This window comes from Mycobacterium sp. IDUB_19 (assembly GCF_055419445.1).
Genome location: NZ_JBVAXR010000027.1, coordinates 47,184 through 72,248, shown reverse-complemented (window position 1 = coordinate 72,248; position 25,065 = coordinate 47,184). Strand labels below are relative to the sequence as shown.

The following is a 25,065-nucleotide window of genomic DNA, read 5'->3' as shown; positions in this document are numbered from 1 at the left end:
GAGGTGCATCGCGCGCTGGGCACGCATCCGGGTGGCATCCACGTCGAGATCACCGGCGAGAACGTCACCGAGTGTTTGGGTGGCGCGCAAGACATTTCGGACCACGACCTGGGCGGCCGCTACGAGACGGCGTGCGATCCACGGCTGAACACCCAGCAGTCGCTGGAGTTGGCATTCCTGGTCGCGGAGATGCTACGCGGAGGAGATACAGAACGGACGCAGCGGCTGCTGAAACCGGAGTCCGAATACTTCGGCGCCTACCGCGGCCACTCTTATCTCAAACCAGCTAGGCGGGGCGTTAGTTTCGCGCAATTGCTGCCAGACGCGGCGGCACTCTGACATGCCCAAATTATTGGTTTTGAGCAGAAGGACAGGAGAGGAGTTAGTGATATGACGGCGACACGGCAATCTGCATGCGGTGGGCTGCATCTGACCTCCGAGGAAAGGTGGAGGGCTGCTGCCCGTCCTGCCGAGTTCCTAGACGATACGTTGGTTCAGAATGACGTTCCCGATCGCGGGGGCCCGCCGGCTGCTAGGTCGGCGCGGGTCGTTCGTGCGTGGGACTCGGTAGGGATGGTGGGTAAGCAGGGGCAGCGGCTGGTGCCGTGTGTCACGCGGGGGTCGTGTGGGGCAGAGGGGATTTCGGCGGGCATGGTGTACATGCCGCCAAATGCGCGGTCGAAGGCGCACTATCACGCGCGGTCGGAGATCGTGGTGGTCTGCATTTCCGGCCGAGCGGTAACGCTTGTCGGTCCGGAGTTGACGCCGCATATGCATGGGCCGGGGGAGTTCCTCTACGTGCCGGAGAACGTCGTGCATGTGGCGGTCAACCTCAGTGCGACCGAGCCGCTGATGGCGGTAGAGATGCGCACCGATCCGGCGTTCGACGACGATGTGGTGCTGACCCCGGAGTACGAGGACAGGCTGCCCGGGCTGCTGGAATGGTTGCATGCCGAGTACGCCCCATCGGATAGTGCCGGGTTTGAGTTCGCGGCATCGCGTGTTCCGATCGGCCGGCGAAGTGTTGACGCATAAGCTCGGCCGCTGCGCCGGGGCGGTGCGCAGTGGGCCGATCGACGACATCTTTGCCGCATTGGCGGGCCGACCGGAGGTGATCTCGTTCGCTGTCGGCTCACCGGACACCGCGCTGCTGCCGGCCGAACTTCTGCCGCGGCTGGTGGAGGCGGCGGTAGCGCGGTACGGGCCGGTCGTGCTGCAGTACGGGATGACGAGGGGCTTCGAGCCGTTACTTGAACGGCTGTTGCCGATGCTGCGCGGGCGTGGTGTGGACTCCGCGCCGGATCGAGTGCACATTGCGACCGGCGGGTCCGGTGTCCTGCACGCCGTCTGCAGGGCGGTTCTCGATCCCGGCGATGTGGTGTTGGTGGAGACGCCGACGTACGGGCCGGCGTTGAAGGCGTTCGGCAGTCACGGCGCGGTGGTTCAGGGTGTGCCGTGCGATGCGCACGGGATACTGCCGGATGCCTTGGAAGGAGCTATTGTTCGGTATCGGCCCGCGCTGGTATATATGCTGCCCACGTTTCAGAACCCGACAGGTCGGACGATGCCGGCGGCGCGGCGCGCCGAGGTTGGGGCGGTGTTGCGCCATCACGGTGTGCTCGCCGTGGAGGACGACGTCTATGCCGAGCTGCGGTATAGAGGCGAGCCGGAGCCCGCGTTGTGGTCGTTCGCGCCGGAACACACCGTCTACCTGACGTCGCTATCGAAAACCCTTGCGCCCGCGGTACGCATCGGTGTTGCGGCACTCCCATCGGACTTGATGGGTCCGGTGTTGGCGCACAAGCAGATCATCGACATGCAGACGTCCACGCTGTGCCAGGCGATCGCGGCGGAATTCCTCGATGGACCGGCGACCGAGCATCGGGACCGGATCGTCGCGGTGTACGCCACCCGACTGAGGCTGCTTGCCGAAGCGCTGCGGACGCACTTTCCCACGGATTTCTGCTGGACCGAGCCGGACGGCGGCATGTTCCTGTGGGCCGAAGGCCCCGCTGCGCGGTTCGATGCTGATGCGTTGCTGCCGCAAGCGCTGGAACGCGGCGTCGCCTATCTACCGGGCAGCGGCTTCTACCCGCAGCATCCGGAAAACCATCGCAATACCCTGCGATTCAGCTTCGCTAACGTGGCCGAGCACCTGATCGAAATAGGTGTGAAAGAGCTCGCCGAGTTGTTCCGCTGAACCACACGAGAATAGGGCAACCCCATGGCGGACAAGGTCATCGACCTGAGTTCGGACACCGTCGTTGCGCCGACCGAGGCGATGCGCCGGGCGATGGCCAGCGCCGAGGTCGGCGACGACTGGTTCGGAGACGACCCGACCGTGAATCGCTTGCAGGACCACATCGCTGAACTCACTGGCAAATCGGCCGCGCTGTTCCTGGCCACCGGAACGCTGTGCAACCAGATCGCCCTGCACATCTGGGCCCGATCCGGGCACTTCGTCGCGTGCCAGGAGAGCGCGCACGTGTGCGGTATGGAAATCCACTCCGCAGCAGCACTGTCCGGCATCGCCTTCCGGTGCATCCCCGCATCCGCGCACGGCCTGCTCACCGCGGCCGCGGTGGACCAGGCGCTGACCGCTGACCCCTACGACGTCAGCGTGGTGGACCTGCTTACCGTCGAGAACACCCATCAACTCGCCGGCGGTATCGCCATGCCTGCACCACAGCTGGCGGAGATCTCCGAAGTCGCGGCCCGCCATCGGCTTCCGCTCTACCTGGATGGTGCGCGGCTGTTCAACGCGTGCACCGTCACTGGAGCAACGATCGCCGAGTACGCCGCACACGCCGATGCGCTGATGCTCAGCCTTTCCAAAGGCCTCGGTGCGCCGATAGGATCTGTGCTGGTCGGCGATGCTGAATTCATCCGCGAGGCAAGGCGACTCAAAATCGCCTTCGGCGGCGCCTGGCGAAAGGCCGGATTCATGGCCGCAGCCGGGCTGATCGCACTGCGCGACGGACCCGCGCGACTCGCCGACGATCACACCCACGCGCGACAACTAGCCGAGGGCGTAGCCGAAATCCTGCCCGGCAGCATCGACCCCGCCACCGTCGCAACCAATGTCGTACTCGTCGATATCACCGGCACCGGCCATCCGCCGAGCGTCTGGATGGCCGGGTTGGCCGCCGAAGGGATACGGGTGACCGTGCTACCGGGCCGGCTACGCATGCTCACACACCGCGACGTCGAAGCATCCGACATCGAAGCCGCACTGGCCGCCTGGCGTAAGCTCGCCACCGACCTGGCAACAGTCAGCACGAGGCCTTGACGACGACGAAGGCCCCAACGCGGTAGCTGCGTCTCCATCAAACCGCAAAGCTGAACATCCCAGGGGCGCTGACCAACGATCATGAAAAGACGGCTGCGAAAACGTATCAACCGACCACTGGCACAGCCTAGTTCGGAATCAGGGACGCGACTGGAATCGCTGCGGTCGCTGAAAGGGTTGACCGCCATTAGAACGCTTCACGATCAAGGAGCGCCGAGCATGCCGTTGAGGCCGACGGGGTGGTCGGTATCGAACCGATCCCGGCCCGTGGGTGCAGACGCCGGGCGCAGCCAGATATCCAGGGTGCGATCAATTCGATGGCGGTCGCCCTCCACCTACCGTTACATCTACGGCAACAGCACCGCGACCACGAAGGCAACGGCGGTGATCAGCAGTGAGGTAATGCCGCGTCGTTCCCCGCATACCTGAGGGGCGGGGTCTGAGCATTGCGTACACTAGCCAAAAGCCCCCACTGGCGGCAGCGCCAATCGATGCCTTCGCGCGCCATAGGTTCAGACATAGCCGCGCGGATACACTTCATGCGAATACCGCAACGCATCATGAGCGCGGCAATGCGCGTCTTATACACACTGTCGAGGTCGTATAGCTCGGCGCGAACGCAATATGTCTCGAGCGTCGGCAGACGCGGCACACGTTCAGCAACCAGCGGGCCCCGCAAGCTCGACAGATCGGTAACCTGCCTCTCGTTAAACCATTGCAGCACATGCCCGTCGGTGGCTGAATCCGGCATTGCTACCACCGCCCGTGAACGTCCACCGGGGTGGCGGAATCGATGTCTTTGGAAACTGTAGCTCTGGCACAACGCAGCCGGGCAGGAGCTCGATGTATCTCAACGCAACTAGGTTTCGAATGGCGCGCACATCGACGCATAACCCGACACCGATACGCACCCCGTCGACGGAACACAAAGCCATCCTCACGCGGGCGCATCATCGGGCACATCCGTATGTTGCAGGTATCATGACTATTTGCCTCCGATCCGCCAGCGGTATGCGCTAACTATGCAGAGGGGCGCCCTCATTGAATCGTCTTGCCTGCCAATCGATTACTTCGCTTGACAGGTAGCGCGCGTATCGGCCGGATCCTCCATGTACAAGTGGGCGAAGAGACCACTCGTCAAGTCTCTACACCACGCCGGCGTCCTCGGATCAAAGCGAACCTGGGCCATATCAACCTTAAGGAGCGGGTGTCGCTGGGCTATCGGGAAATCCGTGGCTGCCCGCGGGAGCCGGAGCTGCTGGAGAACGCTGGGCCGGTGACGTTGGGTTGGCGGCGGGTGCTCCTTGGCTGCCGGGGGGTGTGGGTGGTGTGGGGCTTGCCTCGGGTGTTGGTGGTGTTGGGTTGGCGGCGGGTGCTCCTTGGCTGCCGGGGGGTGTGGGTGGTGCCGGGCTTGCCTCGGGTGCTTGTGGTGCTGGGTTTAGCGCGGGAGCCAGTGGCGCTGGGCTGATCTCGGGTGGCGCCGGGCTGTTGGCCGGGATGGGTGTCCCTTGACTACCGGAAGTGCGTGCAGCTTGACTTCGAGTGGGGGCGGGCACGCCAGCACTATCTGTAGGGATTTGCTGAACACCTTTGGGAGCCAGCGCCGTTGCGGCTGCGGGCGTCGTCACTGGCCTACCCGCGGGACCGGTCGTTGTGCCAGCACCCGACCCAGACCGCAATGGTTCGGGTTGCACCCAGGAGGCCAAGTCCTGGCCTCCCGTGTTATACACAACAACATCGGGCTTATCAGCAGTGACGTCGAAATAGACTTTGCCAGTGGTCTTTTGGCCTTGCGCTAGGGTGGCTGGATTGACACCCTGAGGTGTCGCTACCTGGTACAACGCTCGATACAGCTGGCCACCCGGGGCGCGGGCGCCCAGATTTGGCACGATCGGGATAACATCACCTTTAATAGCTTCGTCGGAAGCGATGGCTTCCCACAGAGTGCCCTGTACCGGATACGGGATGGCGTCAGTGCTCGGCTTGAGTTCACTGATGGTCCATCCCTGGACGACGTCACCATTGACCAAGGTTCTTTGGGAACCCAATCCATGCGTGCTGGCGTCAGTGGCTTGGTCGGCAGAAGCAGTCGATGCGCTGGCGATACCGACGATTCCTGCGCTAACGGCCGTAGCGGCCGTGGCAAACACGGTAGTCATGGTGGTAGCAATCTTCACTGGTGTTCACTCCTGCATCGTGTCTATCGCCATGAACGGTCCATTGCTTGCGCCGATGATACTAAGTGTATCACTGCGGCCCCTTGCGGGAAACGGGTCGCGGCCGGCCTAGGACGCTCTTTTCAATTCTGCGTGCATATCTGCGCGTCCGTGCCGTTCACGCCATCGATATGTGAGTGGCTCGCGCCGCGTGGGGACGTCCTTGTCCAGCCTTCACGAGTGAGACATCCACCACGCATACAGCTGGTCGATACCAGGTCCCGGTAACTCCCCTCTGGTCACGGCGATCAGCAATTTGGCGTCATCAGTCCACCCCAGCAAGGGATTTCCTTGTTGGGACCCGCAAAATAACAGGCCACTAACCTTCTCGGGGGTCGCGTTGCGGTGCCACGGGCCGGGCGATTGGATTCGACCTGGACACTCAATGATGGTGGAAGTCTGAATGATTCGATTGAACGCACTGCCAAGCGAGGTCACATCCGGAAATAGCATGTAGGTGGCCGACGGCGGACCGTTCTCGTCGGAGTTCTGGTCACAGGACACCTCCGCCAGCGCGTCTCTATGCTCAGTGATCGGCTTGCATACGCCTGACAAGTAGCCGCGAGGGAGCAGGTTAAGCAGCCGAGCCTGAGACTCGGCAGTCCACGGGGCTGGCGACGACGCGGCGTTATCTGTGGCGGAAATGGGGGGTGTGTGTCGCGATGGACGGAGCAACCACATGGTGACGCCGCCCAGAGTGATCAAAGTGGCCACGGCGGCAGCGCCGAGTGCAAGCCACCGTGTCCGCTTTTCGGTTCTCGCCCACGGCAGCCGGGATTCCGCTGCAAGCATGCCGAATTCGCTGGTCCAACTCGCGTCACCCACACCAAATCGTGGAAGGGCTCCCATTGTCCCGGCCGGTCCCGCAGGTGATGCAGGTTCAGGCAGTGACTCTGAAGAACCGGGCTTGGGATACGGGAGGTCAGTCGACTGGCGCGACTCAGGCACGGATGATGCGGAGGGCGCACCCGACGCGAGGGGCAATCGGAATTCGGCGTCAGTCCCACCTGACTCCTGGCTCGACTTGAGTATGTAGGCTACCCGCTCCTGGTCCGGCGCGCTGAGCGCCTCGTAGGCGGCTAGCGCTAGCTCACCGGCGCTCGAGTAGCGCTCCGAAGGGTCTTTGGCCATGCCCTGGGCGATCACTTCATCGAATGCACGCGGGAGGGCGGGCTTCAAACGGCTGGGCCGGGGGACAGGCTCCATCAGGTGCGCGCTGATCAATGCGCCAACGCTGTCGGCCCGATATGGCGGCGATCCGGTCAAGCACTCATGGAGAACGCAAGTCAACGCATAGATGTCGAGTTTGTTGCTTACCGAGGAGGCGGTGAATCGCTCTGGTGCCATGTACTTCCATGTCTCGACGGCACTTCCTATCACGCGAACCACACCCTTGGGAGGCGCTGCATTGGCGATGCCGAAATCGACTGCATACGCAAAATCAGCCGGGGTGATCAGAATGTTTGTCGGCTTGACGTCGCCGTGCACGACACCGATGGCGTGGGTTGCGTCCAACGCCGACGCGATCTGGCGCACAAAGGCGACCGCTCTCGGCGCGGGCAACGTGCCTAGCCGCTTTAGCAGATCAGACAAGTCGGTGCCCGCTATCAACTCCATGGCCAAAAACTGCCGACCATCTATCTCGCCGCTGTCGTGTATAGGCACGATATGTGGTTCCCCGAGCCCGCAGGCGACGTGTACTTGCCGCCGCAATCGTGCGCAAAACACCGCATCGTAGCTGAACACCGGCGGCAACACCTTCAACGCAATCATCCGCTGGTTGGTCGTGTCCTCGGCCTCATATACCTCGCCCATCCCGCCATGGCCGAGGATCCGCTTGAGGTCATAGCGCCCAAACTGCGATCCTTCACGTGGGCGCACGGTGTCGTTCATCGCCGACTCCTTAGGCCAACCCACATCCCCGCGGGCAGCAGGACTGGGGCGCAGCTATGGCGGTATGCCGTTAGGGCTTTTGCCTTTTCGACCGTAAGCCAATGACTACATCCGCTGACGGATGCATGGTCATCGTCGTGGAACGACGATCCGCGCGGGAGAGCGCCGGCAGGTTCCTTCCTGAATGCGGAATGCACAAGCTTCAACATTTTCGTGGCGGCATCGCATCTCGGTGTGAACCCCCTATGTGCACCAGATTCATCGGCTCCGATCTCAACTCGACCTCCGGGCTTCACCGCGGCAATATGGCCTCTTACAGAATGCGATCAGTCTGGGAACACCGCCGACAGTTCCACTTCGTTGCGCCCTGATTCATCGCCAAATCACACTAGCCCTCCGACGATACATTACGTATCCTGATTTCGATACACGGTGTATCGTCAGTGGGTTCGGATCCCGATATCCCGGGGGAAGAGCAAACGATGCTCGGAGGTCGATGATGCTAGTGGTCGTTGAGCCGTCAACGTCGAAGCCTTCTTATGACCGCCGCGTCAACGGCCCGCTCGCCTCGCTATCCGGCGCTTTGATGCGACGTCTGCTAGCGGTATGTCTGGGTCGTCAGCTGATCCCTGGCTGGCCAAGTCCGCCGCGGCAGTCGAGATGGACGGCGGATGACATCGGGCCGGCGCGGACGGTCCTGGACAGTGTGTCGCGCTGACGTCGTCGGGTATGGCGCCCCTGCCGCTGGTGCACAACCGGTACCGAGAATTCGTGGGAACCCCTGCGGGGCGACTGATCGAAACATGCGGACCGGTGGGCAAAGAGCTATGGGCGGTCGCGAGTGCCTCGTCAGGTTACGGCCCGCGACGGTGAGGACGTGTTGCCGGCCACTCGGATGGACGTCCATATCACGCCGTCACCATGCACCGACAGCGTGTGCCCCAGTGCGACAACCGCTTCCACAAACTCGAGCCAGGCAGGCTTGGATAGGTCGGAAAGGTGAATCAGGCTCATGGACGAAATCATGAAGCTGGCGCGGCCGGCGATCATGCGAATGACCCCGTACAGCTCTGCGCGTACCGAGGGACGCCAGATCGCGTTGCGATTACGTCTCGATGCGAACGAAAGCCCATACGCGCCGTACCCCGGAGGGCCAGGACAACTCGAGCTGAATCGGTATGCGGAGGGACAGCCGGAAGATCTGCTGGACACCTTCGCTAATTTTTATGGAGTGCCCCGTGATTGGTTGTTATTCACCCGCGGCGCCGTCGAGGCCATCGATTTGCTGGTCCGTGGGTTCTGCACCGAAGGGCACGACGCAATTCTGCATATGCCGCCGACTTTCGCGATGTATCTTCAGTGCGCTCAGGTCCAGGGAGCCGACATCATCGAGGTTCCGCTCACGCCAGATACATTCCAGCTTGACGTGCCCTCCGTACTTGCTGCGCACGAGGCCTATCCGCACGCGAAAATCTTGTTCGTCTGTTCGCCGAACAATCCCACAGGCAATCTTCTCGATCGTGACGACATCATCTGCATCGCAAACAAATTGTTTGGCAAAGCGATCATCGTGGTCGACGAGGTCTATCTGGACTATTCTTGTGCCGAATCGTTGGCCGAGGCCATTGCGCGCCAACCGAACATCGTCGTTCTGAAATCGATGTCCAAGCAATACAGTCTCGCTGGCGAGCGGTTCGGAATCACCATCGCACAGCCCTGTGTGATCAGCCTCATGGGCCGCATGCTCACGCCGTACCCATTGACCCAAACGGCGATTCACGCAGTGACTCAAGTCATGTCCCCCGAAGGCCTGATCCAGGCGAAGGCAAACATCGCCGCGGTTCTTGAAGAACGTTCCAGGGTTGCGCACGCCCTTGCCATGTGCCCCGCGGTGACCAAGGTTTTCCCCAGCGCGGCCAACTTTGTGCTGGTTGAGGTCGATGATGCACGGACACTTGTGCAGACGATGGAAAGATGTGGCATCAAGATACGCGACCGAAGCGACCTGCCCGGCATAGAGAATTGTGTACGCATTTCCATTGGAACACCGGAGGAGAACGACGCGATGCTGTCAGCGTTCCAACTCCACGCTGCTGGTCTGAACTGAGCTTTCGCGCTCGCTCAGCACAAACCGTGCGATTCCGGTTAGAGCGCGCACGAGTTGGGCGCGTTGAGGTTGCGCTCGACGCTGGCTCGTGTGCGGACACATGAGCCGCGAATGCGCGGCGCATCCGTCCATCGACCTCCACGCCCTTCAGGGATGCGGAAGTGTTTGTGTCAGCCAGAGGTTCGACCGTGGCCCTGGCCTGTCGATCGCGACGAATGTGCACGCTGTCGGCATAACGCCGAACGACCTCATCAGTGTAGTAAGGATGTGTGTTGATACAGTGTGTATCGTCGGCTGCGCGCAGGGAGGATCTCCTATCGCGACTAGTCGCGATTCAGCGGGATACGGGCCGTGCGGGTCCCGCAACGGTCATGATGACAAAACCGTGCAGACCCACCGTTGGGCCAGTCGCGCGGGAGGTGCCGCGACCGCAGCGACACGTTTCGTCCCGGGATCGCACCCAGAACGCAAGCGCCGCTCGGGCCAGGTTGAAGACACTTGATTTGCCGCTGTACGTCCGGCGCATGTCCACCCGCGACATCACCGAACTTCTGGTCGTCTCTGTGGGGCGATTGGCGCGGAGGCCACGACGTTGCGAGCCACCGACGTGGCCATCGGGGAGATGCAATGGTGGAGGTCTCGGTAATAGATTGACCATTTAGTCGTATTGAACACGTTGTGTAATAACGCATCTGGTTGTCGTCCGTAATAGTTCTCAACTATGGTCGGCACGTGACACGTCGCCGGTTACAGCCGCACCAACGACGCGAACAACTGCTCGACATCGGAGCGGCATTGTTCGCGGACAAGCCATATGAAGATGTCCTCATGGAGGACATCGCCGCGCGCGCGGGTGTGTCGAGAGGCTTGCTGTATCACTATTATCCGAAAAAGCGCGACTTATTCGTAGCAATGTTCAAACGCGCTAGCAACCGGTTGCTGGCCAATGTCAGCCCTGATCCGCAGCTCTCTCTCGGAGAACAGCTTGCCGCCGGACTCGAGGCCCACATCCAATCTTTTGTCGATCATCCCTTCGAAGCAGTCACCGTCAACCGCGGCGCATTGTCGGATGACCCGGCGATCCAGGCGATCATCGCCGAGGAACTCAACGTAGTGGGCCAACGACTGCTCAACGAACTCGTCGACGAGGGATATCTTCGCTACGCCACCGAAATCGCCGTCGAGGGCTGGTTGGCGTTCGTTCGCGCAGCCTGCGTGAAATGGATTCAGTCGCAGAGTATCTCGCGGGCCGCTCTGACCGAAATGTGTCTAGGTGCGTTCGACGGTGCTCTCGGTACCCCAACAAACCGATTGCGTGGCCGGATGTACGGGGTATGCAGCCCGTGATTGCTCGGCTCGCCTAACGGCGTACCTACAACCGAGAAGTGCGGGCCGCCCTGTTACCCGTGCAGACCCAACCGTGGTTCGCGGCCACTTCTCGCTCGATTACGTTAGGCTTGATCACTGCTCCATCGAGTCCCTCGCCCAGAGGGCTAGCGAACGCTTGAGCAAGTCACGATCGATCGCCAACTCTACGATCTGCTTGCGCAGATCGTAGATCTCGTCACGTAGGGTCGCGCTCAACAAGCCCGCGCTACCTTGAGCACGCTGATTCGGCCACATCGCCTGGTCGTGCGTGCCCATGTGCAGGCCCGCCTCCCAAGCCGCCGGCGGTTTCACCATGGGAGAGAAGCCGCAATGGGTACGCGTCCCCCCGCCGCGTTGCGCCGCCCAGCCGCCGCCCGCCGCGCCGCCACCGCCTGCCGCTGCCGCCATGAGGCTTCCCGGCAGCATCCCGCCGAACCCTGGTCCCAATCCATCAAGCTCGGCTTGTGGGAGCGCGACCAGCGTGGGTTCCGGCAGTGCCATAGCCGAGCGGGTGATCGCCGGCGCCGCCCAGGCCCAGCTCCGTGGGATCGACAACCCGCCGATCGACTCCGCCCGGCCCAGGCCCGCCAACACTTCTCTGCGCCCCACGCCCGCCGAGATTCCAGCACTGCCCGGGCCTGGTGCGCCTGGCGCGTCGGTGCCCGCCAGGGCCGCCGCACCTGAGGCGCCCAGTTCCGGACCGGACGCACCCACGGTCGAGGCCGACAACGCGTTCCAGGCTTGGGAGGGCAGGACAAACATGGCCCCACTCGCAACAAACGTCAGCCCACTCAAGAAATTCAGCCAATCCGTACTGTTGTTCAGCGCGTTCCCCAGCCCAGGTACTGATCCGGTCACGTCGCCCGACGCAATTCCTTGCAGCAGACTGGGCACCGTGGAGAAGAGCTGCGACAAAGTGGTGGGCTGGCCGGCAGCGGCCGATGTGCCGGTCGCCTGACCAACAGCGGCGGCCTGAAAGCCCACCCCGGCCGGGTCGGTATTTTGCCGCGGTTCGGCGAAGTGCGTCAACGTCGATGCGGCCGCCGACTCACCCGCATAGCGATACATCGCCGTCGCATCCTGTGCCCACATCTCGGCATACTGCGTCTCGGTTGACGTGATGGCTGGGGTGTTCTGACCGAAAATGTTGGTCGCTACAAGGGACATCAACAGCGCCCGGTTCTCCGCGATCACCGGCGGCGGCACCGTCGCGGCAAACGCCGCCTCGTAGGCCGCCGCGGCCGACCTGGCCTGATCAGCGGTCTGCAGAGCCTGCTCGGCGGTGATGCTCATCCATGCTGCGTAGGGGGCGGCGGCAACCGCCATCGACGCCGACGACGGGCCCAGCCACGGTCCACCAGTCAATTCGGACACCACTGACCTATACGAGGCCGCGGCCGAGCTCAATTCCACCCCCAAGCGGTCCCAGGCCGTCGCGGCCGCCCACATCGGACCCGACCCCGCCCCCGCATACATCCTCCCGGAGTTGATCTCCGGCGGTAACGCTGCAAAATCCATTTCCATTTGCCCCTAATTACTTAACTCGCCATCACTCGCCAGTTGCCGGGGACGCCATGTCTGGCCGGTGCGTAGCGCATTTTGATCCGTAAGACGCCTTGTATCGCGTTCCCAGGGCGGTATTTGTCGATCAGGATTAACGGGATACGCAACGCAGCCTGGGTTGCCCGGTTCACCAATGTGACTCAGCGGGTGGCCTTCTGCCGAAATAGACGCGTGGTGCTGGCCAGCAACGCGGCATACGTGCATGTCCCGATCCGTGGGCAGGGCTGCAACACCAGTGCTTAGGGTGCGGCGGATCTGGTCTGGAAACCGGCCAGGGCGCTCAACGGGATATTGCCGATAGGCCTGCTGACTACCTACCACGCCGAAGGTCACCTGGTCGCCGCCCGCGTATTGCGCAACATCACGGCGCAAACCGCGCTCACCGAGCGCGGCGACTCGGTGCCACGCCTCCGAGCGATACATGCTGTATCGCAAAATCCCCATCAGCCAGCCGGCTGACACGGTCGAGTTATTCTGGTTGTGCGTGGGGGTGCGGCCCTGATTCTCAGCCGTCGTGATGCGAACCGGCAATTCGTGGAACTGACTGAGGGATCCGACAGCGGGCGCCGGGTGAGGCGCGATTGACCGGTATACCGTGGGGCGGGCCGGAGATCGCTGCCCACCCGCCAGAACGGCCACGGCGGTAAGGGCACCGAGCGCGGGAGCGAGGTCTAACACAGTGGATAGCCCCAGGCCCCCGACCAAGGGCCCAGTAACGAGGGCCGGCGCGATGTCGCACCCCGCCTGAATCGCCCGCCAGGTGCTGAGGATCCGGCCGTGCCTGCTCGGCGGGCCGGCAACCAGCACCGCGCGGCAGGTCAGGCCGAACAACGCGGACCCGACACCGAAGATGGCGGACCCGGCGGCGCTGATCACCAGTGAGCTAGTGCCGATGTACAGCGCCTCCCCGGCCGCCGTGATCGCTGCAGCGACCGGCACGGCCCCCGGGCCGGTAATCAGCTGGGGCCAGTGGGAGGCGGCGGCAGCGGTGACGATACCGGCCAGTGCAAACACGGCCTGTAGCCAGCCGTAAACCGGCAGTGTGGCATGCAGCACCTGCTGCACGTACAGCGGCTCGAGGATTGTGAACAAGCCGTATCCAATCCAGATCCCGGCGGTGGCTGCCAGCGCGGCCGCAATGCTGATGCCGTGGCGCCCGGCGGCGACCCCGGCCGAGTCGTCAACTTCCCGCTCGGCAGCCTCGTCCTGCGGTGGGACGGCGGGCACGGCCGCGCTCAACACAGCCCCGGAAGCGCTGAGAGCAATAACCAGGCCCCAGGCTGGCAGCGGGCCGATCGTGGTGAGGCTGGATGCGCCAAGGGCCCCCGCCCCCACCGCGAGGTCTGCCGCCACGGACAGCCACGCCCCGGCCCGGGCAAGGTCGGGACATCCAGGCAACCAAGACGGAGCCGTGTCCCCCGCAGCCTTGCCGCAGCCACCGGCCAAGCTGGTTGCAGCTAGTACTACCACCAGGACCGGCATGCCCACATGGGCGACGAGAGGCAACGCTGCGGCAAGGGCCGCGACCCCCCACGATGCCGCCCCTATGACCCGGGGCCCGCGCCGGTCAATGGGCGCCCCGCACAGCCGCACCAGTGCGGCCGGAGCGGCCCACGCGGCGGTCAGAAGCGACAGCCACATCGCCGGGTCGGGGCGGGCCAGCGCTGTAGGCAGCGCGGCGGACAGGGCGGCCCAGGAGCCCGACTGTCCGCACGCCTGCGCGCCTGCTAGCACCAGCATGGGTCGCCACCCGCGCCCCGTATCAATGCTCACTGTGGCGTCAGCTGGAATCGGTGCCGGTAGAGTCGCGTCTCGAGCTCGCGGATGGTTCGCGCCGCGTTCTCCACGACCGCGGCCGGGCCTAGCAGCTCGAAGCCTCCGACCGTCGAGATCAGGTCGGTTGTGCGCGGGGCGGGCCCTGCGCTGACGTGCCCGAAAGCCCCGCGAACCCCGGGCACTGCGGCCATCTGATCGAGCACGCGGCCATCGAGGGCCAGGCCGTCATCTGGGACGACCAGCAACAGCTGGGTCAAGGCGCCCCGGTGCGGGAGGGGGTCTTGGGGCCGGGCGGCCAGGGCGGCCGGATCGGTCGCCGTGAGCACGGCGGCCTCGAGCTGGCTTAGCCCAAGCATTTCGGCTAAGAGCGGCTGCGAGAAGACCCCGGGAAGCCTTGCGGCGCAATCGATCAGCTGCGGCTGCCCATCAGCGTCAAGCCGGACCTCGGTGTGCCCCGGCCCCCACGTGATCTCCAGCGCGTCCAGCACTGCCCGCGTGTAGTCGGCCAGCCGGGCATACATCGGGTGTGCGGGGCCGATCAGGTCGAAGCGGTCGAAGGCCACACCGCCACCGGGCAGCAGCAGTTGCCGTTCCGTCCACGCGTCGGTCACCAGATGGCGCCCCTGACAGGTGACGGTGTTGACCGCGTATTGCCCGCCCGGCAGGTACTCTTGGATGATCAGTGCGTCATTGCGGTCACCGAGCAGGGTTTGCTGCTGATAGGTGCGCTGCCACGCTGCGGCCAATTCGGCGCTATCCTGGCACAGGGCGAAGCCGTCCCCAGCAGCACTCGCGGGTGGCTTGAGCACCACCGGCCAGCCCATCGCATCCGCGGTGCTCCGGGCCCCGTCGAAGGTGGTGACACGCACGGTCGCCGGACGGGACACACCTGCGGCGGCCAACGCCTCGCTCATCAGGCCCTTGTCGCGCCGGCGCCATGAGCTGGCCGGATCGTTGCCGGGCAGGCCGAGCCGCCGCGCTACATCCTCGGCCAGCGGCACGGCCACCTCGTCGCCGGCCAGCACAGCGCTTACCCCGCCCACCCGCGCCAGCTCGGCGGCCACAGCCGCAGCGTCGGCGGGTACGGTGATCATCACGTCCCAGCCGGCGGGGTCGGGCGGATCGCCGAGCCCGAGGGCGGCCTGGTTGGGTGGCAGCACGGCCACCGGCCGCCAGCCCTGGGCCCAGATCGCCGGGGGTGCCTTCAGGGCAGTGCTGCACGGCCAGACCACAGCAAATGCCCGGTCAGCGTCTCGGCGGCCGGGCATTTGCTGGGAGGTGGTCATGTCGACCGCTTCACCGTCTACCGTGTTCGGGGCGGCGGGGTGGTACTGCTGCCCCTTCTTACCCCACATGACGCCCGAGTGAGGATCCTCGACTACTGCCATCTCTCCCTTTCCAACTCATATCGGTAACGCAGTCCGGGGGTACCGAGTGACGCAGTGCATCGGCCCTTCCCGGACTGAACTCGCCCCAGCCACCGCGGTTGGGGACACGCACTGGCCGACTGCCGGAAATTCGGATGTGCGTTTTGCCGAATTCGAGGCGTTCCATGGTGTAGCGCAGGGTATGAGCCAGCCTGATTTCCGTCACCGCGCCGACCCCGCCGCGATCATCAGACGCTCCTGCCTCAGCTTCCGCAGGAGCGGGACACAGCCTTGCCCTCCGGCGGCAACCTCGAGCAAATTGGCGGTGGCTGTCCGCGGGTCGCCGACGAGCGCCCAGGCGGTGCCTTTGGCACGCTGACCACTCTTTTCCAGCGGCTTACAACCATGAAAACCTTCGCGGTTGCGCGTCAACACATCAAGCTCGGCACCCAAGTACGGCGACCGGTAACCAGACATACGGCGTCCTTCGCGTGGCGATACAGGCTGTATCAAGCCAGGACGATACAGCCTGTATCGGCGAAATACCAGGCCTCGCGTTGACTCACGAAAAATGCGCGCGTACGGCGCGCCTGTCCGGTGGTGGATCGATCGCTGGATAGGCCCAGACGATGGGGTTGACGTTGGCCGAGCGCAAAGCTGTGACGTAGACGATCGCGACCCGCTACGCGCGAGCGGACAGGGTGGGCAAGGGCCGGATGCTCGACGAGTTGTGCGCCACCGCGGGGTGGCATCGCAATCATGCGCGGAAGGCGCTCAAAGCCGCGCTGCGTCCGACGATGGTCAAGCCCAGACGCCCGCGCCAGCCGAAGTACGGATCGAAAGTCATTGCGGTGCTGACCTTCTGCTGGGCGGTGCTGGGCATGCCGGCCGGGAAACGGCTCGCACCGTTCCTGCCCAAACCGGTGGCGATCCTGCGCCGGTCCGATGAGCTCGACATCGATGAGGACACCGCGATGTTGCTGGCGGGTATGTCGGCAGCCACCATCGACCGGCGCCTGGCGCCTGAGCGCAAGAAGCACGAGCTGAAGGGCCGCTCGCATACCAAGCCGGGCTCGCTGCTCAGTCGTAGATCCCGATCCGCACCTGGGCGGACTGGGACGACGCGGTGCCCGGGTTCGTCGAGATCGACCCGGTCGGCCACGACGGCGGCACCGCCGCAGGTGAGCGCGCCTGCACGCTCACTGTCACCGACATCGCCACCGGCTGGACCGAGAACCGCAGCGTGCCCAACAAGGCCCGCAAATGGGTACTCGCCGCGCTCGACGAGATCGCTTCGGTGATGCCGTTCCCGATTCTCGGCGTCGATTCGGACAACGGCAGTGAGTTCATCAATCACCACCTGCTCACGTGGTGTTCCGATCGCAAGATCACGTTCACCCGATCCCGGCCCGGCAATTCCAACGACGGTGCGCATGTGGAGCAAAAGAACTGGGCGATCGTGCGCACCGTGGTCGGCTACCACCGCTAGTACACCAAGGCAGAACTGTTGCTGCTCAACAAGATCTAGGTGGTGCAATCGAAACTGACAAACTACTTCTACCCGCAGCAGAAACTCACCTCGAAGGTGCGCACCGGTGCGAAGGTCAGCAAGAAACACGACACCGCGACCACGCCGCACCACCGCGCCGAAGCCCGCGCGGAAGTCGCGCCGATGACAAGACGATCCTGACCCAGACCTACACAGGCATCAATTCCGCTGCCGTGCAACGCCAGATCCAGGCACTGACCTCCCAGCTACTCACCCTCACCACCAGCGACGCAGGACCGAAGACCAAAGCCCCGGTAAGCGCCGCCGATACGCGCGCATCTTGACATGAGGCAACAGACGGTCGTCGCCCTCACCGACCCTGAGGAGGTCGCCGCTCAATGGGACCGCGTCACCGAGACCCTAGCGGCCAGTTTCCCGAAAGTAGCCGCCTTGATGGGCGAGGCCAAAACCGACGTGCTGGCGTTCACCGCGTTCCCGCGGGCGCCTTGGCAAAGATCTGGTCGAACAACGCGATCGAGCGGCTCAACAAGGAGATCAAGCGCCGCGCCGACGTTGTGGAGATCTTCCCGAACCCGGCATCGTTCCTACGCCTGGCCACCGCCGTAGTCATCGAGGCTCACGACGAATGGCACGTCACCCGCCGCTACTTATCCGATATCTCCATGGCTGAGCTTCGCCACGTGATCGCCGCCAAACAAGCCGCCGCCACACCAGTAGCCTCCAAATCACCTAGCATTCATCACGACTCGTTGATCACGATGCGTGACTGCACGTCGATCCGAAGTACACCACGCCAAGGGGCGCTATGTGGCGCTGACGTCGTCACAGACCACGGATCACGCGACACGAAACACCCCCCATCCACAGATCTTGGCACTATGTCCGACAATGCGTCGCCAAAACTCAGCGGCGAACCAGATCCATTTTGGATTTTCCTCAGGCTTGCTTCTCGGAAACAAAGGTAGGCCAAGGGTCGGGTGTATAAAGAGGATCGCGCCAGATCTCTGGATGAGGGATGCGAATAGCTGGGGAGTGATACCAATCCCGTGCGTCCAGGTTGTCCTCAAAGAACTTACGCGCAACAGGATTCATCCTGAACCCTCTGCTTTTGCCACGACAGCCAAGATTCGATGGCGGTCCGCACCCACCGAACCCTCTCCGCTTTAGAACTGGCGTAGTAGAAATTGCAGTGGCACGCCATCCCTGCTGCACTTTCCAACGACTTCCCCGACCCGGCCGCACGCGCGACGACATACATCGATAAATGCTGCAACGGAGTCCGCTTCCCGAGAGGTGTAAACGCTGGGTGACCACCGGCCCACTGAATATCTCGTCCCTCGGCGGCCATCCTGTGGGCTTGCGCCACTGCTTTGCAGGTTTCGCGATCTCGCCCTCTGAGGAATCGGACCACACCCCAACGCGGATTGTCTAAGAGTTCGGCAAACCACCGGTGCGCGACATCATCGCCGGCATCCGCCGTACCGACGGTCAACCAAGCAAAATCAAGAAGGTCAGGGCTGTCGCTTGCCGACAAGAACCCCAACTTCTCGTCGGCAAGCTCATCATTCAAATATTGCACCAGCTTGGACAGATACCGCGAGGAGCAGGCCGGAGTGTCGGTGATGACGGTGTCGCCGGTCTGCCACGAAACGGCCTGCATCGCACACATGGCGTTAACACCATCCCCAATGCCGATAGACAGGCGCGGGATCTTACTGTCATCACGCATATTGGAGCCTCCTTCATTTCGCCCAAGCCAGGTGGCTTGCCGGTACCTCGGGCGCGCACCACACTCAGATCCAACTCAACACAGGGATCGGCGACCGAGCTTTGATGCGATCCGATGGTGCTCATGTCGGGACCCAACCGCCCATCGGCTCGTGCCTTCCCTGCAGAAAAGGTTTCTCCAAGGGTGCCGGGGTCTCCCTCCGAACGCTTCTTGCTCTTAGCAGGCGCGATACACTGTGTATCAATGACACACGATACAGTGTGTATCATACCGACGCAACTGCTTGACTCAGTCGCGACCCAGGGTGTTGAAAGCCCGGAGTGGGCGCGGGGGCCGCGGTGATGACTTGCGCGGCCTCGGGGGTCATCTAGTGCAGGTCGATCAAATGATGCGTCGTGGGCTAAGAGGTTCGCTTGGTTATAACTGCGATCAGCTGAAGTGGGGCGAGCGATTCGCTGTGCGGTCCGATGGCGGCTAGCGCCGACAGCCGTCGCTTCTCGGCTCAGCTCCGGCCGGCCGGGGGCGATAGCACCCCTTAGCGTGGTGGACTCGGATCGACGTGCAGTCACGCATCGTGATCCACGAGTCGTGGTGAATGCTAGGTGATTTGCAGTTGTTCGACTACTGGTGTGGCGGCGGGTGACCGGCCATTCGTCGTGAGCCTCGATGACCACGGCGGTGGCCAGGCGTAGGAACGATGCCGGGTTCGGGAAGATCTCCACAACGTCGGCGCAATGCGCTCGCGATCACCTTCGAAGGCCGAGTCCCAGCAGCCGAAACCTACTGATGAAAGCCGCCGGAAACACCGTTCGCGAGACAGTCCCTGACAGTCCCGCGCACTTGGAAGGTGCGTGGGCTGATCCCGGCCCGTCCGATCTCGGCCATGATCTTGGCGACCGTCTTCTCCGAGATCCTCTCACCGGCCGAGCGCAGGTCGGCGGTAATCCAGGGCGACCCGTAGGTTCCGTCGGAGTCGCGATGATGGTCGATGATCTTCACAGTCAGGTCGGCCTTCCGTTGCCCGAGATCGGTCAATTATGTTGTTAGCGAATGGTTCACACGCTTTTAGTAACCGGAGGTGGACACCTGCAGTAGTCGCGCCATTTCGGTGGTCGCGGTGGTCGCGCACTCTGCGGCCATCAGCTCGAACCGGTCTACTTCGGTTGGCTGGCGGCAAAGTACGCCGAGGCTTTTTTCAGGAACGCGATGTCTTTCTCCTGCTCGACGGCCTGCTTACGCAGCCGCGCCAGCTCGGTACGCTCGGCCGGGGTCAACGGTTCGTCGTTGCGGGCTGCCGCGGCCTCGACCTTGTATTTGGTCGTGAAAGACCGGCGGGTTGGGGACATGGTGACATCCTTCCAGCGCGACCATTCATCCCGCTATCTCGATGTCCACCGTTTGGGGGGAGCCTCAGAACGTACCGCCAGTAGGTATGACACTTATCGCTTACCGATGTACCGGATGTTTCACCGAAGCACAATGATTTTCGGGTGGCGCGGTGCGTCAGCTGCGAGGGCCTCGGCGGAATCCGGGTTGTCACCAGATTGGTGTTGGCTTCGAGATCTCCGTCGAATCCGTTAGCAAGGAGGCGCGGAGATGATGGGTGACCAACGTGCCGAGGCTCGGTGTGATGATTTGCGGGTCACGGCCGCTGCCGGCGGTGCACGACTGCGGCCGCCAAACAGCACATCCCAAAGTCGCGTTTCCGCACGGCTTTCGCCTAACCCTCGCGTGACAGGCGTGCTAAAGCGCCTATGCCCCAAGCGATGCCGGTCTTCGTTGCGGATTATCAGCCACACCATTACAGCGCGTCGCTGGATGCGATGGCATGCGAGCGAACTCCCAAGCCGACACCCGCCCGGGTCGGCCGAACTGGCGCTAATACCCAGTGCAGCACACGGTTACAAAAATCGGCAAGATAATTCAACGGAGGAAAAATGATGGTACGACCGCCTTCTTTTTGGGTAACAACGAAGTTGCCAGTCACGCTCGTTGGTAGGCGTAGCCATGTGGATACTCACGACTAGTGATGGCCGGCGCGTGGCCCATATACGGTCGGAGACGGATGCCCGCCGTTTGGTCCACACGCTGGGCATCACGCAGTTGCGAGGGCCGTACTCCTGGGATGTTGTAGACAGCCAAGGCCATTGGTTCGTCGTCGAGATCAGACACCGATCAGGAGGCAGGGCGTAATGATTGTCGGGCGTAATCCGCGCAACCCGGTGATCGGGGATTCGGTTGTGTCGCGGGCGGAGAAAAGGCATGGTGTCGGCACCATCGTCGACACGGATGCGATTCGGTACAGGGTCTATTGGCGCAATGGGACAGGTGAACTTTCTTGGCATGTCCGCGCCGAGTTGGCCGTCCCACGACTCGACTACGGACGGGGATGGCCGTGACGTACCTGTGGCAACAAGCACCCGTGATGGCGATGACTTAGCAGGTTTGGAGTGGGCGAGTGGAATTTCAAATGGGGGACATGGTGCAAGTGAACACGCACGTCGGCACGATCACCGACATCGGCACGATGCTCATCGAGTTCAAGACAAATGATGGACGCTTGCACATGGCTTGCCCGTGGGAAGTTGTGAGACTGCTTCGGTGACACGAGGGCCGGCCTCAAAGTCTGACCCTGACCGAACTACGAGTGGGTCGTGATCGCGCTGCGAGGTCAATCAGCGTCCCGATTGAGGAGCGTTGGAGCGGCGCATCTTTGAGAGCACATTCGTCGAACCCGGGCCCCACGGGGAACGGATGTTTGGCGTGTTCCTGGCAGCATCACGGATCACCGCGGCCAGGCTTGCCGACTATCCCTTTGCCTCATTCGCCCACAGCGCCAAGGAACGCATGAGGACATCGCGCTCCAACGCCAACCCGGCGATCTGCTTGCGCAGATCGTTGATCTCGTCGCGTACTTTCTCACTTAACGTGCCGTTGTCACCTTGAGCACCCTGAGCCTGCCAGTTCGCCTGCCTGTGCATGCCCTCGTGCAGGCCCGTCTCGCGAGCGGCCTGCGGTATCACCGTGGGACGGGACCCGTACCGGATGCGCGTCTGGTCACCGGGTTGCGTAAGCTTGCCGCCGCGTTGCACGGCCCAGCCACCGGCCGCCGCGCCGCCACCGCCTGCCGCCGCCACCGCCTGCCGCCGCAGCCATGAGGCTGCCGGCAGCATCGCGCCGTAACCGGATTCCCGACCATGCACCTCGGCTTCCGGCAAACCCATCAGTGTGGGTTGCGGCAATAGCGTGGCCGCTGGGGTGATCACCGGCGCCGCCCAGGCCCACGTCTGCGGCACCGACAGCCCACCGATCGACGCCGCCCGACTCAGAACCGCCGACACGCCAGCACTGCCCAGGCCCGGTACACCTACCGCGCCGCCGCCCGACAAGCCCGCCGCGCCTGACGCTCCCAGTTCCGGGCCGTACCAACCCACAGACGAGGCCGCCCCCCAGCTATCGGGCCCGAAAGAAACGGTTCCACGAGAAACAAGACCCCGCTGGCCACAAACGTCTGCCCACTCGCGAAATTCATGAGATCCGCACTAAAGCCAAGCGACGAGCCCATAGAGCTATTCATCAGGTTCGCCAGCCCCGTGACTGGTAGGAACGACCCTCCGGACGCGAGGCCTTGCAGCACGTTGGGCACGCCGGAGGGCAGGGTGTTCTGCCCGAAAATATTCGTCGCCACCAACGACATCAACAATGCCCGGTTCTCCGCGATCACCGGTGGCGGGACGTGTGCTGCAAACGCCGCCTCGTAGGCCCCGCAGCCGCCCTGGCCTGATCGGTGGCCTGCTTGGTCCGCTCGGCGGTAGTGGTCATCCATGCCTGGTAAGGGGCCGCCGCGGCCGCCATCGACGCCGACGCCGGACCTAGCCACGCTCCCCCGGCCAGCCCGGACACCTGTGCGTTAGAGGAGGCGCCGCCGCACTCAATTCCGCCGCTAGCCCATCCCACGCCGCTGCGGCTGCCAACATCGGCCTCGATCCCGCTCCGGTATACATCCTTCCGGAATTGATCTCCGGCGGTAACCCTGCAAAATCCATTTCCCGTCGCCCCGAATCACTTAACAGATCACTACCGCGTTTGCCGCACGTGCCACCGCGACAAGCCAACACTGGCCGCGTGTCGATTCTCCTTCCCGGGGGATATCAGGATTCGACCAACCATCGGCAGGTGGAATCCGAATCCGCGCACCGATACAAGGTGTATTTCACGATACATGCTGTATCAGAGGAAGGCTAGGGATGATTTGCGTAAGCCGGTCGTAATGCCTTCTGGGGACCGGAAAAGCGTCGCTGAGGTTCAAGCCAGCAAACCCTCGGGCCGCTCGCGCTCAAAGGTGCGGACCGCGTGGTTTCGGCCGTCGCGGTGCGGAAGAACCGACAGGTCGGACCGCAGCGATGCGATGGCGGATTGCAAACGATACATAGCCAGCCAAGATGATACAGGTGGTATCCTGAACCGGTGGTAAAGACACCTGAGCATGCGCAGGAACCCAGTGAGCACCCCCGGCGCGAGCAAATAATCGAAGCCGCACGCACCGTGATCGAGGAGTACGGCCCTGACGCATTGACTGGGCAGATCGCCCAGCGCGCCGGGCTGGCCCGTCCCAATGTTTACCGCCACTTCGCCAGCAAAGACGACCTCGACGACTCGTTGGCCCGCAGTGTGTATCAGGAGCTGCGAGCCGAGATACAGAAGCGATTGGACCTGTCCGGTACACCGCTTGAAGTGATTCGCGCGCCGATCATGGCCCAGGTCATCTGGGCTGACCGCCACCCGAACTTGTATCGATTCCTCGTGAGCCGCGGCTACCAGCGGACTTCGCAACAGCCCAATGCAGAGCGGGACGACTTCGCCGCCGACCTTGTCGCGGCCGGGGCGCGCTATTTTCCGCATTTCGCGGACGAGAAGGGCGCCGCCGCTGCTCTGTTTGTCGCGCTCGGCGGGCTTATCGACGCTTCAGTCCTCGGCTGGCTGGGTCGACGGACCGAAACGCGTAAGCGACTCATCGATCGGTTGACTAACCAGGCTTGGCTGATCATCGACCACCACCTCCGCGGCGTCGGTGTTCACCTCGATCCGGCCGTGCCGCTCCCACAGGCGGGACGGACCCGGAAGTCCCAAGCAGCAGTCGCGGGACGGAAGCTTCGCAAGTCGCCACGTTCGCCAGGCCGATAGATCGGCCTGGTTGCGCGTTCGATTGGGTGCAAGGGTCGGTCGCGCCAGGACGGGTCTGATTACGAAACGATGTGCAACCGCCGAGGGAGCGTGCCGACCGATCGAACCCGATCGTGCGACGGCTGGCCAGCTCTTCTTGCTGGGTAGATTTTCCGCCAAGGCCGACGCGGACGTCGACGTCGAAACCGCTGCCAGTCAACTCAACGCGCCTTACTGCCGGCGCCCCGAGCTCCGCTGGCGCAGACCTCGATGGAAACCCACCGGTTGGCGATTTCGGGCTCGTCCACGGTAGGGCGATCACATAGAGGTGCCGAAAAACCTTTGTGGGACAGTAATTCCCAGCCCGGTCTGAAGACACTGTCGAGAACCAACAACCACGGTTTGATGCGCGCCGGGTGCTGGCGAATAGGGCATGGATCAGCGCGCCGGTGGTGTCGGCGGGGAAGTTGGTCATGGGCGGCCAACGACTCCACCGCCGCATTGAAACGACCGGCGCGCTGTTTGATCCGCCAGAGCGGCGCGATACACTGCGTATCACCCAGCGGGTGACATCGAGATGGGCGGGTGCGACAAAGTGAGTAACGAAGCGGCTCGTGATCGGCTTACCGATGTGCTGTCTGGGCTGCAGGATCAGCTGACCGATATCGCGGCCATGCGAAAGAAACAGGCCGCGCTTAGGCTTAGCGCCCAGGCTGCCGACGGCACGATTGAGGTCACGGTCAATGCCCGAGGCCAACTAATCAAGACCGTCGTCGATAAGTCCTATCTCGATGATCATGACTTCGAGGAGCTTGGGGATCACATCACCGAGGCCGCCCAAGCGGCCGCCCAGGACGCCGGTCGGCAGGTCGCGGAGATGCTAGCGCCGATCAATGAGCGGCATAAAGCGCTTCCGTTGATTTCCGACATTGTCGAGGGAGGCCCGGATCCCAAGGATTTTGTGCCACCCGGACTAGACGCATTTGTCGGGGCCCAGCGGCGTCAGGAGCCCTCTGAGCCTTCAGAGCGCGGTTCTTACGACGACGGTGGGAATGCGGATTTCCCCACGGTGAGGAGATGAGCC

Annotated in this window: 22 protein-coding genes and 4 pseudogenes; 13 read left to right on the top strand and 13 right to left on the bottom strand. The window is 63.3% G+C overall.

Annotated features, from left to right (window positions below; translation table 11 throughout):
- From ACZY0B_RS19825 to ACZY0B_RS19805, 5 genes and pseudogenes are all read left to right on the top strand, one after another.
- A pseudogene (locus ACZY0B_RS19825) lies at positions 1 to 198 on the top strand (3-deoxy-7-phosphoheptulonate synthase); the annotation flags it as partial.
- A gap of 375 nt (positions 199 to 573) precedes the next feature.
- Complete coding sequence (locus ACZY0B_RS19820) at positions 574 to 1,035, top strand: cupin domain-containing protein (protein ID WP_463765915.1); 462 nt, start codon at positions 574 to 576, stop codon at positions 1,033 to 1,035.
- A complete protein-coding gene (locus ACZY0B_RS19815) occupies positions 1,022 to 2,200 on the top strand; it encodes an aminotransferase-like domain-containing protein (RefSeq protein ID WP_463765914.1) in 1,179 nt (392 codons plus the stop codon). The genes ACZY0B_RS19820 and ACZY0B_RS19815 overlap by 14 nt, the downstream gene beginning before the upstream one ends.
- 24 nt (positions 2,201 to 2,224) lie before the next feature.
- Entirely contained in the window at positions 2,225 to 3,289 is a 1,065-nt protein-coding gene (locus tag ACZY0B_RS19810) for a threonine aldolase family protein (RefSeq protein ID WP_463765913.1), read from the top strand.
- 1,207 nt (positions 3,290 to 4,496) lie between these two features.
- Entirely contained in the window at positions 4,497 to 4,757 is a 261-nt protein-coding gene (locus tag ACZY0B_RS19805) for a hypothetical protein (protein WP_463765916.1), read from the top strand.
- A gap of 238 nt (positions 4,758 to 4,995) precedes the next feature.
- Here ACZY0B_RS19805 and ACZY0B_RS19800 read toward each other — a convergent pair.
- The 3 genes and pseudogenes from ACZY0B_RS19800 to ACZY0B_RS19790 form a co-directional block, all read right to left on the bottom strand.
- Positions 4,996 to 5,448: pseudogene (locus ACZY0B_RS19800) on the bottom strand (MPT63 family protein); the annotation flags it as partial.
- A 231-nt stretch (positions 5,449 to 5,679) separates the two neighbouring features.
- Positions 5,680 to 7,398 (bottom strand): serine/threonine-protein kinase, encoded by a 1,719-nt coding sequence (locus tag ACZY0B_RS19795; RefSeq protein WP_463765912.1) that lies wholly within the window; start codon positions 7,396 to 7,398, stop codon positions 5,680 to 5,682.
- An 849-nt stretch (positions 7,399 to 8,247) separates the two neighbouring features.
- On the bottom strand, positions 8,248 to 8,412 hold the full coding sequence (locus tag ACZY0B_RS19790) for a hypothetical protein (RefSeq protein WP_463765911.1): 165 nt from the start codon (positions 8,410 to 8,412) through the stop codon (positions 8,248 to 8,250).
- On the opposite strand from ACZY0B_RS19790, the gene hisC reads away from it, so the two are divergent.
- Together hisC and ACZY0B_RS19780 are read left to right on the top strand one after the other, a co-directional pair.
- Complete coding sequence (hisC, locus tag ACZY0B_RS19785) at positions 8,411 to 9,505, top strand: histidinol-phosphate transaminase (protein WP_463765910.1); 1,095 nt, start codon at positions 8,411 to 8,413, stop codon at positions 9,503 to 9,505. The genes ACZY0B_RS19790 and hisC overlap by 2 nt on opposite strands.
- A gap of 732 nt (positions 9,506 to 10,237) precedes the next feature.
- The gene (locus ACZY0B_RS19780; RefSeq protein ID WP_463765909.1) at positions 10,238 to 10,852 is read left to right on the top strand and encodes a TetR/AcrR family transcriptional regulator; all 615 of its coding nucleotides are present in this window, start codon (positions 10,238 to 10,240) and stop codon (positions 10,850 to 10,852) included.
- Between the two features lie 114 nt (positions 10,853 to 10,966).
- Here the strand turns inward: ACZY0B_RS19780 and ACZY0B_RS19775 are convergent, their stop codons facing one another.
- From ACZY0B_RS19775 to ACZY0B_RS19755, 5 genes are all read right to left on the bottom strand, one after another.
- Positions 10,967 to 12,391 carry a PPE family protein gene (locus ACZY0B_RS19775; RefSeq protein WP_463765908.1) on the bottom strand — a complete coding sequence of 475 codons (1,425 nt, stop codon included), beginning with the start codon at positions 12,389 to 12,391 and terminating at the stop codon, positions 10,967 to 10,969.
- 12 nt (positions 12,392 to 12,403) lie between these two features.
- Positions 12,404 to 14,176 carry an MFS transporter gene (locus ACZY0B_RS19770; RefSeq protein ID WP_463765907.1) on the bottom strand — a complete coding sequence of 591 codons (1,773 nt, stop codon included), beginning with the start codon at positions 14,174 to 14,176 and terminating at the stop codon, positions 12,404 to 12,406.
- Positions 14,177 to 14,205: 29 nt separating this feature from the next.
- Positions 14,206 to 15,600: an ATP-grasp domain-containing protein gene (locus tag ACZY0B_RS19765; RefSeq protein WP_463765906.1), complete on the bottom strand. Its 1,395-nt coding sequence runs from the start codon at positions 15,598 to 15,600 to the stop codon at positions 14,206 to 14,208.
- A 201-nt stretch (positions 15,601 to 15,801) separates the two neighbouring features.
- Entirely contained in the window at positions 15,802 to 16,056 is a 255-nt protein-coding gene (locus tag ACZY0B_RS19760) for a hypothetical protein (RefSeq protein ID WP_463765905.1), read from the bottom strand.
- A gap of 280 nt (positions 16,057 to 16,336) precedes the next feature.
- Positions 16,337 to 16,585, bottom strand: coding sequence for a hypothetical protein (locus ACZY0B_RS19755; RefSeq protein ID WP_463765904.1), 249 nt, complete (start codon positions 16,583 to 16,585; stop codon positions 16,337 to 16,339).
- Positions 16,586 to 16,705: 120 nt separating this feature from the next.
- On the opposite strand from ACZY0B_RS19755, the gene ACZY0B_RS19750 reads away from it, so the two are divergent.
- From ACZY0B_RS19750 to ACZY0B_RS19740, 3 genes and pseudogenes are all read left to right on the top strand, one after another.
- Positions 16,706 to 17,068: an integrase catalytic domain-containing protein gene (locus ACZY0B_RS19750; RefSeq protein ID WP_463765903.1), complete on the top strand. Its 363-nt coding sequence runs from the start codon at positions 16,706 to 16,708 to the stop codon at positions 17,066 to 17,068.
- A gap of 42 nt (positions 17,069 to 17,110) precedes the next feature.
- Positions 17,111 to 17,269 (top strand): hypothetical protein, encoded by a 159-nt coding sequence (locus ACZY0B_RS19745; protein WP_463765902.1) that lies wholly within the window; start codon positions 17,111 to 17,113, stop codon positions 17,267 to 17,269.
- A gap of 153 nt (positions 17,270 to 17,422) precedes the next feature.
- Positions 17,423 to 17,811: pseudogene (locus tag ACZY0B_RS19740) on the top strand (transposase); the annotation flags it as partial.
- Positions 17,812 to 18,161: 350 nt separating this feature from the next.
- Here the strand turns inward: ACZY0B_RS19740 and ACZY0B_RS19735 are convergent.
- The 3 genes from ACZY0B_RS19735 to ACZY0B_RS19725 all read right to left on the bottom strand — a co-directional run bounded on the left by ACZY0B_RS19735 (position 18,162) and on the right by ACZY0B_RS19725 (position 20,164).
- Entirely contained in the window at positions 18,162 to 18,818 is a 657-nt protein-coding gene (locus tag ACZY0B_RS19735; protein ID WP_463765901.1) for a hypothetical protein, read from the bottom strand.
- A gap of 780 nt (positions 18,819 to 19,598) precedes the next feature.
- Positions 19,599 to 19,817, bottom strand: coding sequence for a transposase (locus ACZY0B_RS19730; protein WP_463765900.1), 219 nt, complete (start codon positions 19,815 to 19,817; stop codon positions 19,599 to 19,601).
- A 155-nt stretch (positions 19,818 to 19,972) separates the two neighbouring features.
- Positions 19,973 to 20,164: a hypothetical protein gene (locus ACZY0B_RS19725; RefSeq protein ID WP_463765899.1), complete on the bottom strand. Its 192-nt coding sequence runs from the start codon at positions 20,162 to 20,164 to the stop codon at positions 19,973 to 19,975.
- A 1,124-nt stretch (positions 20,165 to 21,288) separates the two neighbouring features.
- On the opposite strand from ACZY0B_RS19725, the gene ACZY0B_RS19720 reads away from it, so the two are divergent.
- Positions 21,289 to 21,423: a mechanosensitive ion channel domain-containing protein gene (locus ACZY0B_RS19720; protein ID WP_463765898.1), complete on the top strand. Its 135-nt coding sequence runs from the start codon at positions 21,289 to 21,291 to the stop codon at positions 21,421 to 21,423.
- A gap of 202 nt (positions 21,424 to 21,625) precedes the next feature.
- Here ACZY0B_RS19720 and ACZY0B_RS19715 read toward each other — a convergent pair whose 3' ends face one another.
- Both ACZY0B_RS19715 and ACZY0B_RS19710 read right to left on the bottom strand, forming a co-directional pair.
- Positions 21,626 to 22,159, bottom strand: a complete 534-nt coding sequence (locus tag ACZY0B_RS19715; RefSeq protein WP_463765897.1) for a PE/PPE C-terminal domain-containing protein — start codon at positions 22,157 to 22,159, stop codon at positions 21,626 to 21,628.
- 317 nt (positions 22,160 to 22,476) lie between these two features.
- Positions 22,477 to 22,864 (bottom strand): annotated as a pseudogene (locus ACZY0B_RS19710) (PPE family protein); the annotation flags it as partial.
- Between the two features lie 421 nt (positions 22,865 to 23,285).
- On the opposite strand from ACZY0B_RS19710, the gene ACZY0B_RS19705 reads away from it, so the two are divergent.
- Together ACZY0B_RS19705 and ACZY0B_RS19700 are read left to right on the top strand one after the other, a co-directional pair.
- Positions 23,286 to 24,002 carry a TetR/AcrR family transcriptional regulator gene (locus tag ACZY0B_RS19705; protein WP_463765896.1) on the top strand — a complete coding sequence of 239 codons (717 nt, stop codon included), beginning with the start codon at positions 23,286 to 23,288 and terminating at the stop codon, positions 24,000 to 24,002.
- A gap of 574 nt (positions 24,003 to 24,576) precedes the next feature.
- Positions 24,577 to 25,062: a YbaB/EbfC family nucleoid-associated protein gene (locus tag ACZY0B_RS19700; protein WP_463765895.1), complete on the top strand. Its 486-nt coding sequence runs from the start codon at positions 24,577 to 24,579 to the stop codon at positions 25,060 to 25,062.
- Positions 25,063 to 25,065: the final 3 nt, after the last annotated feature.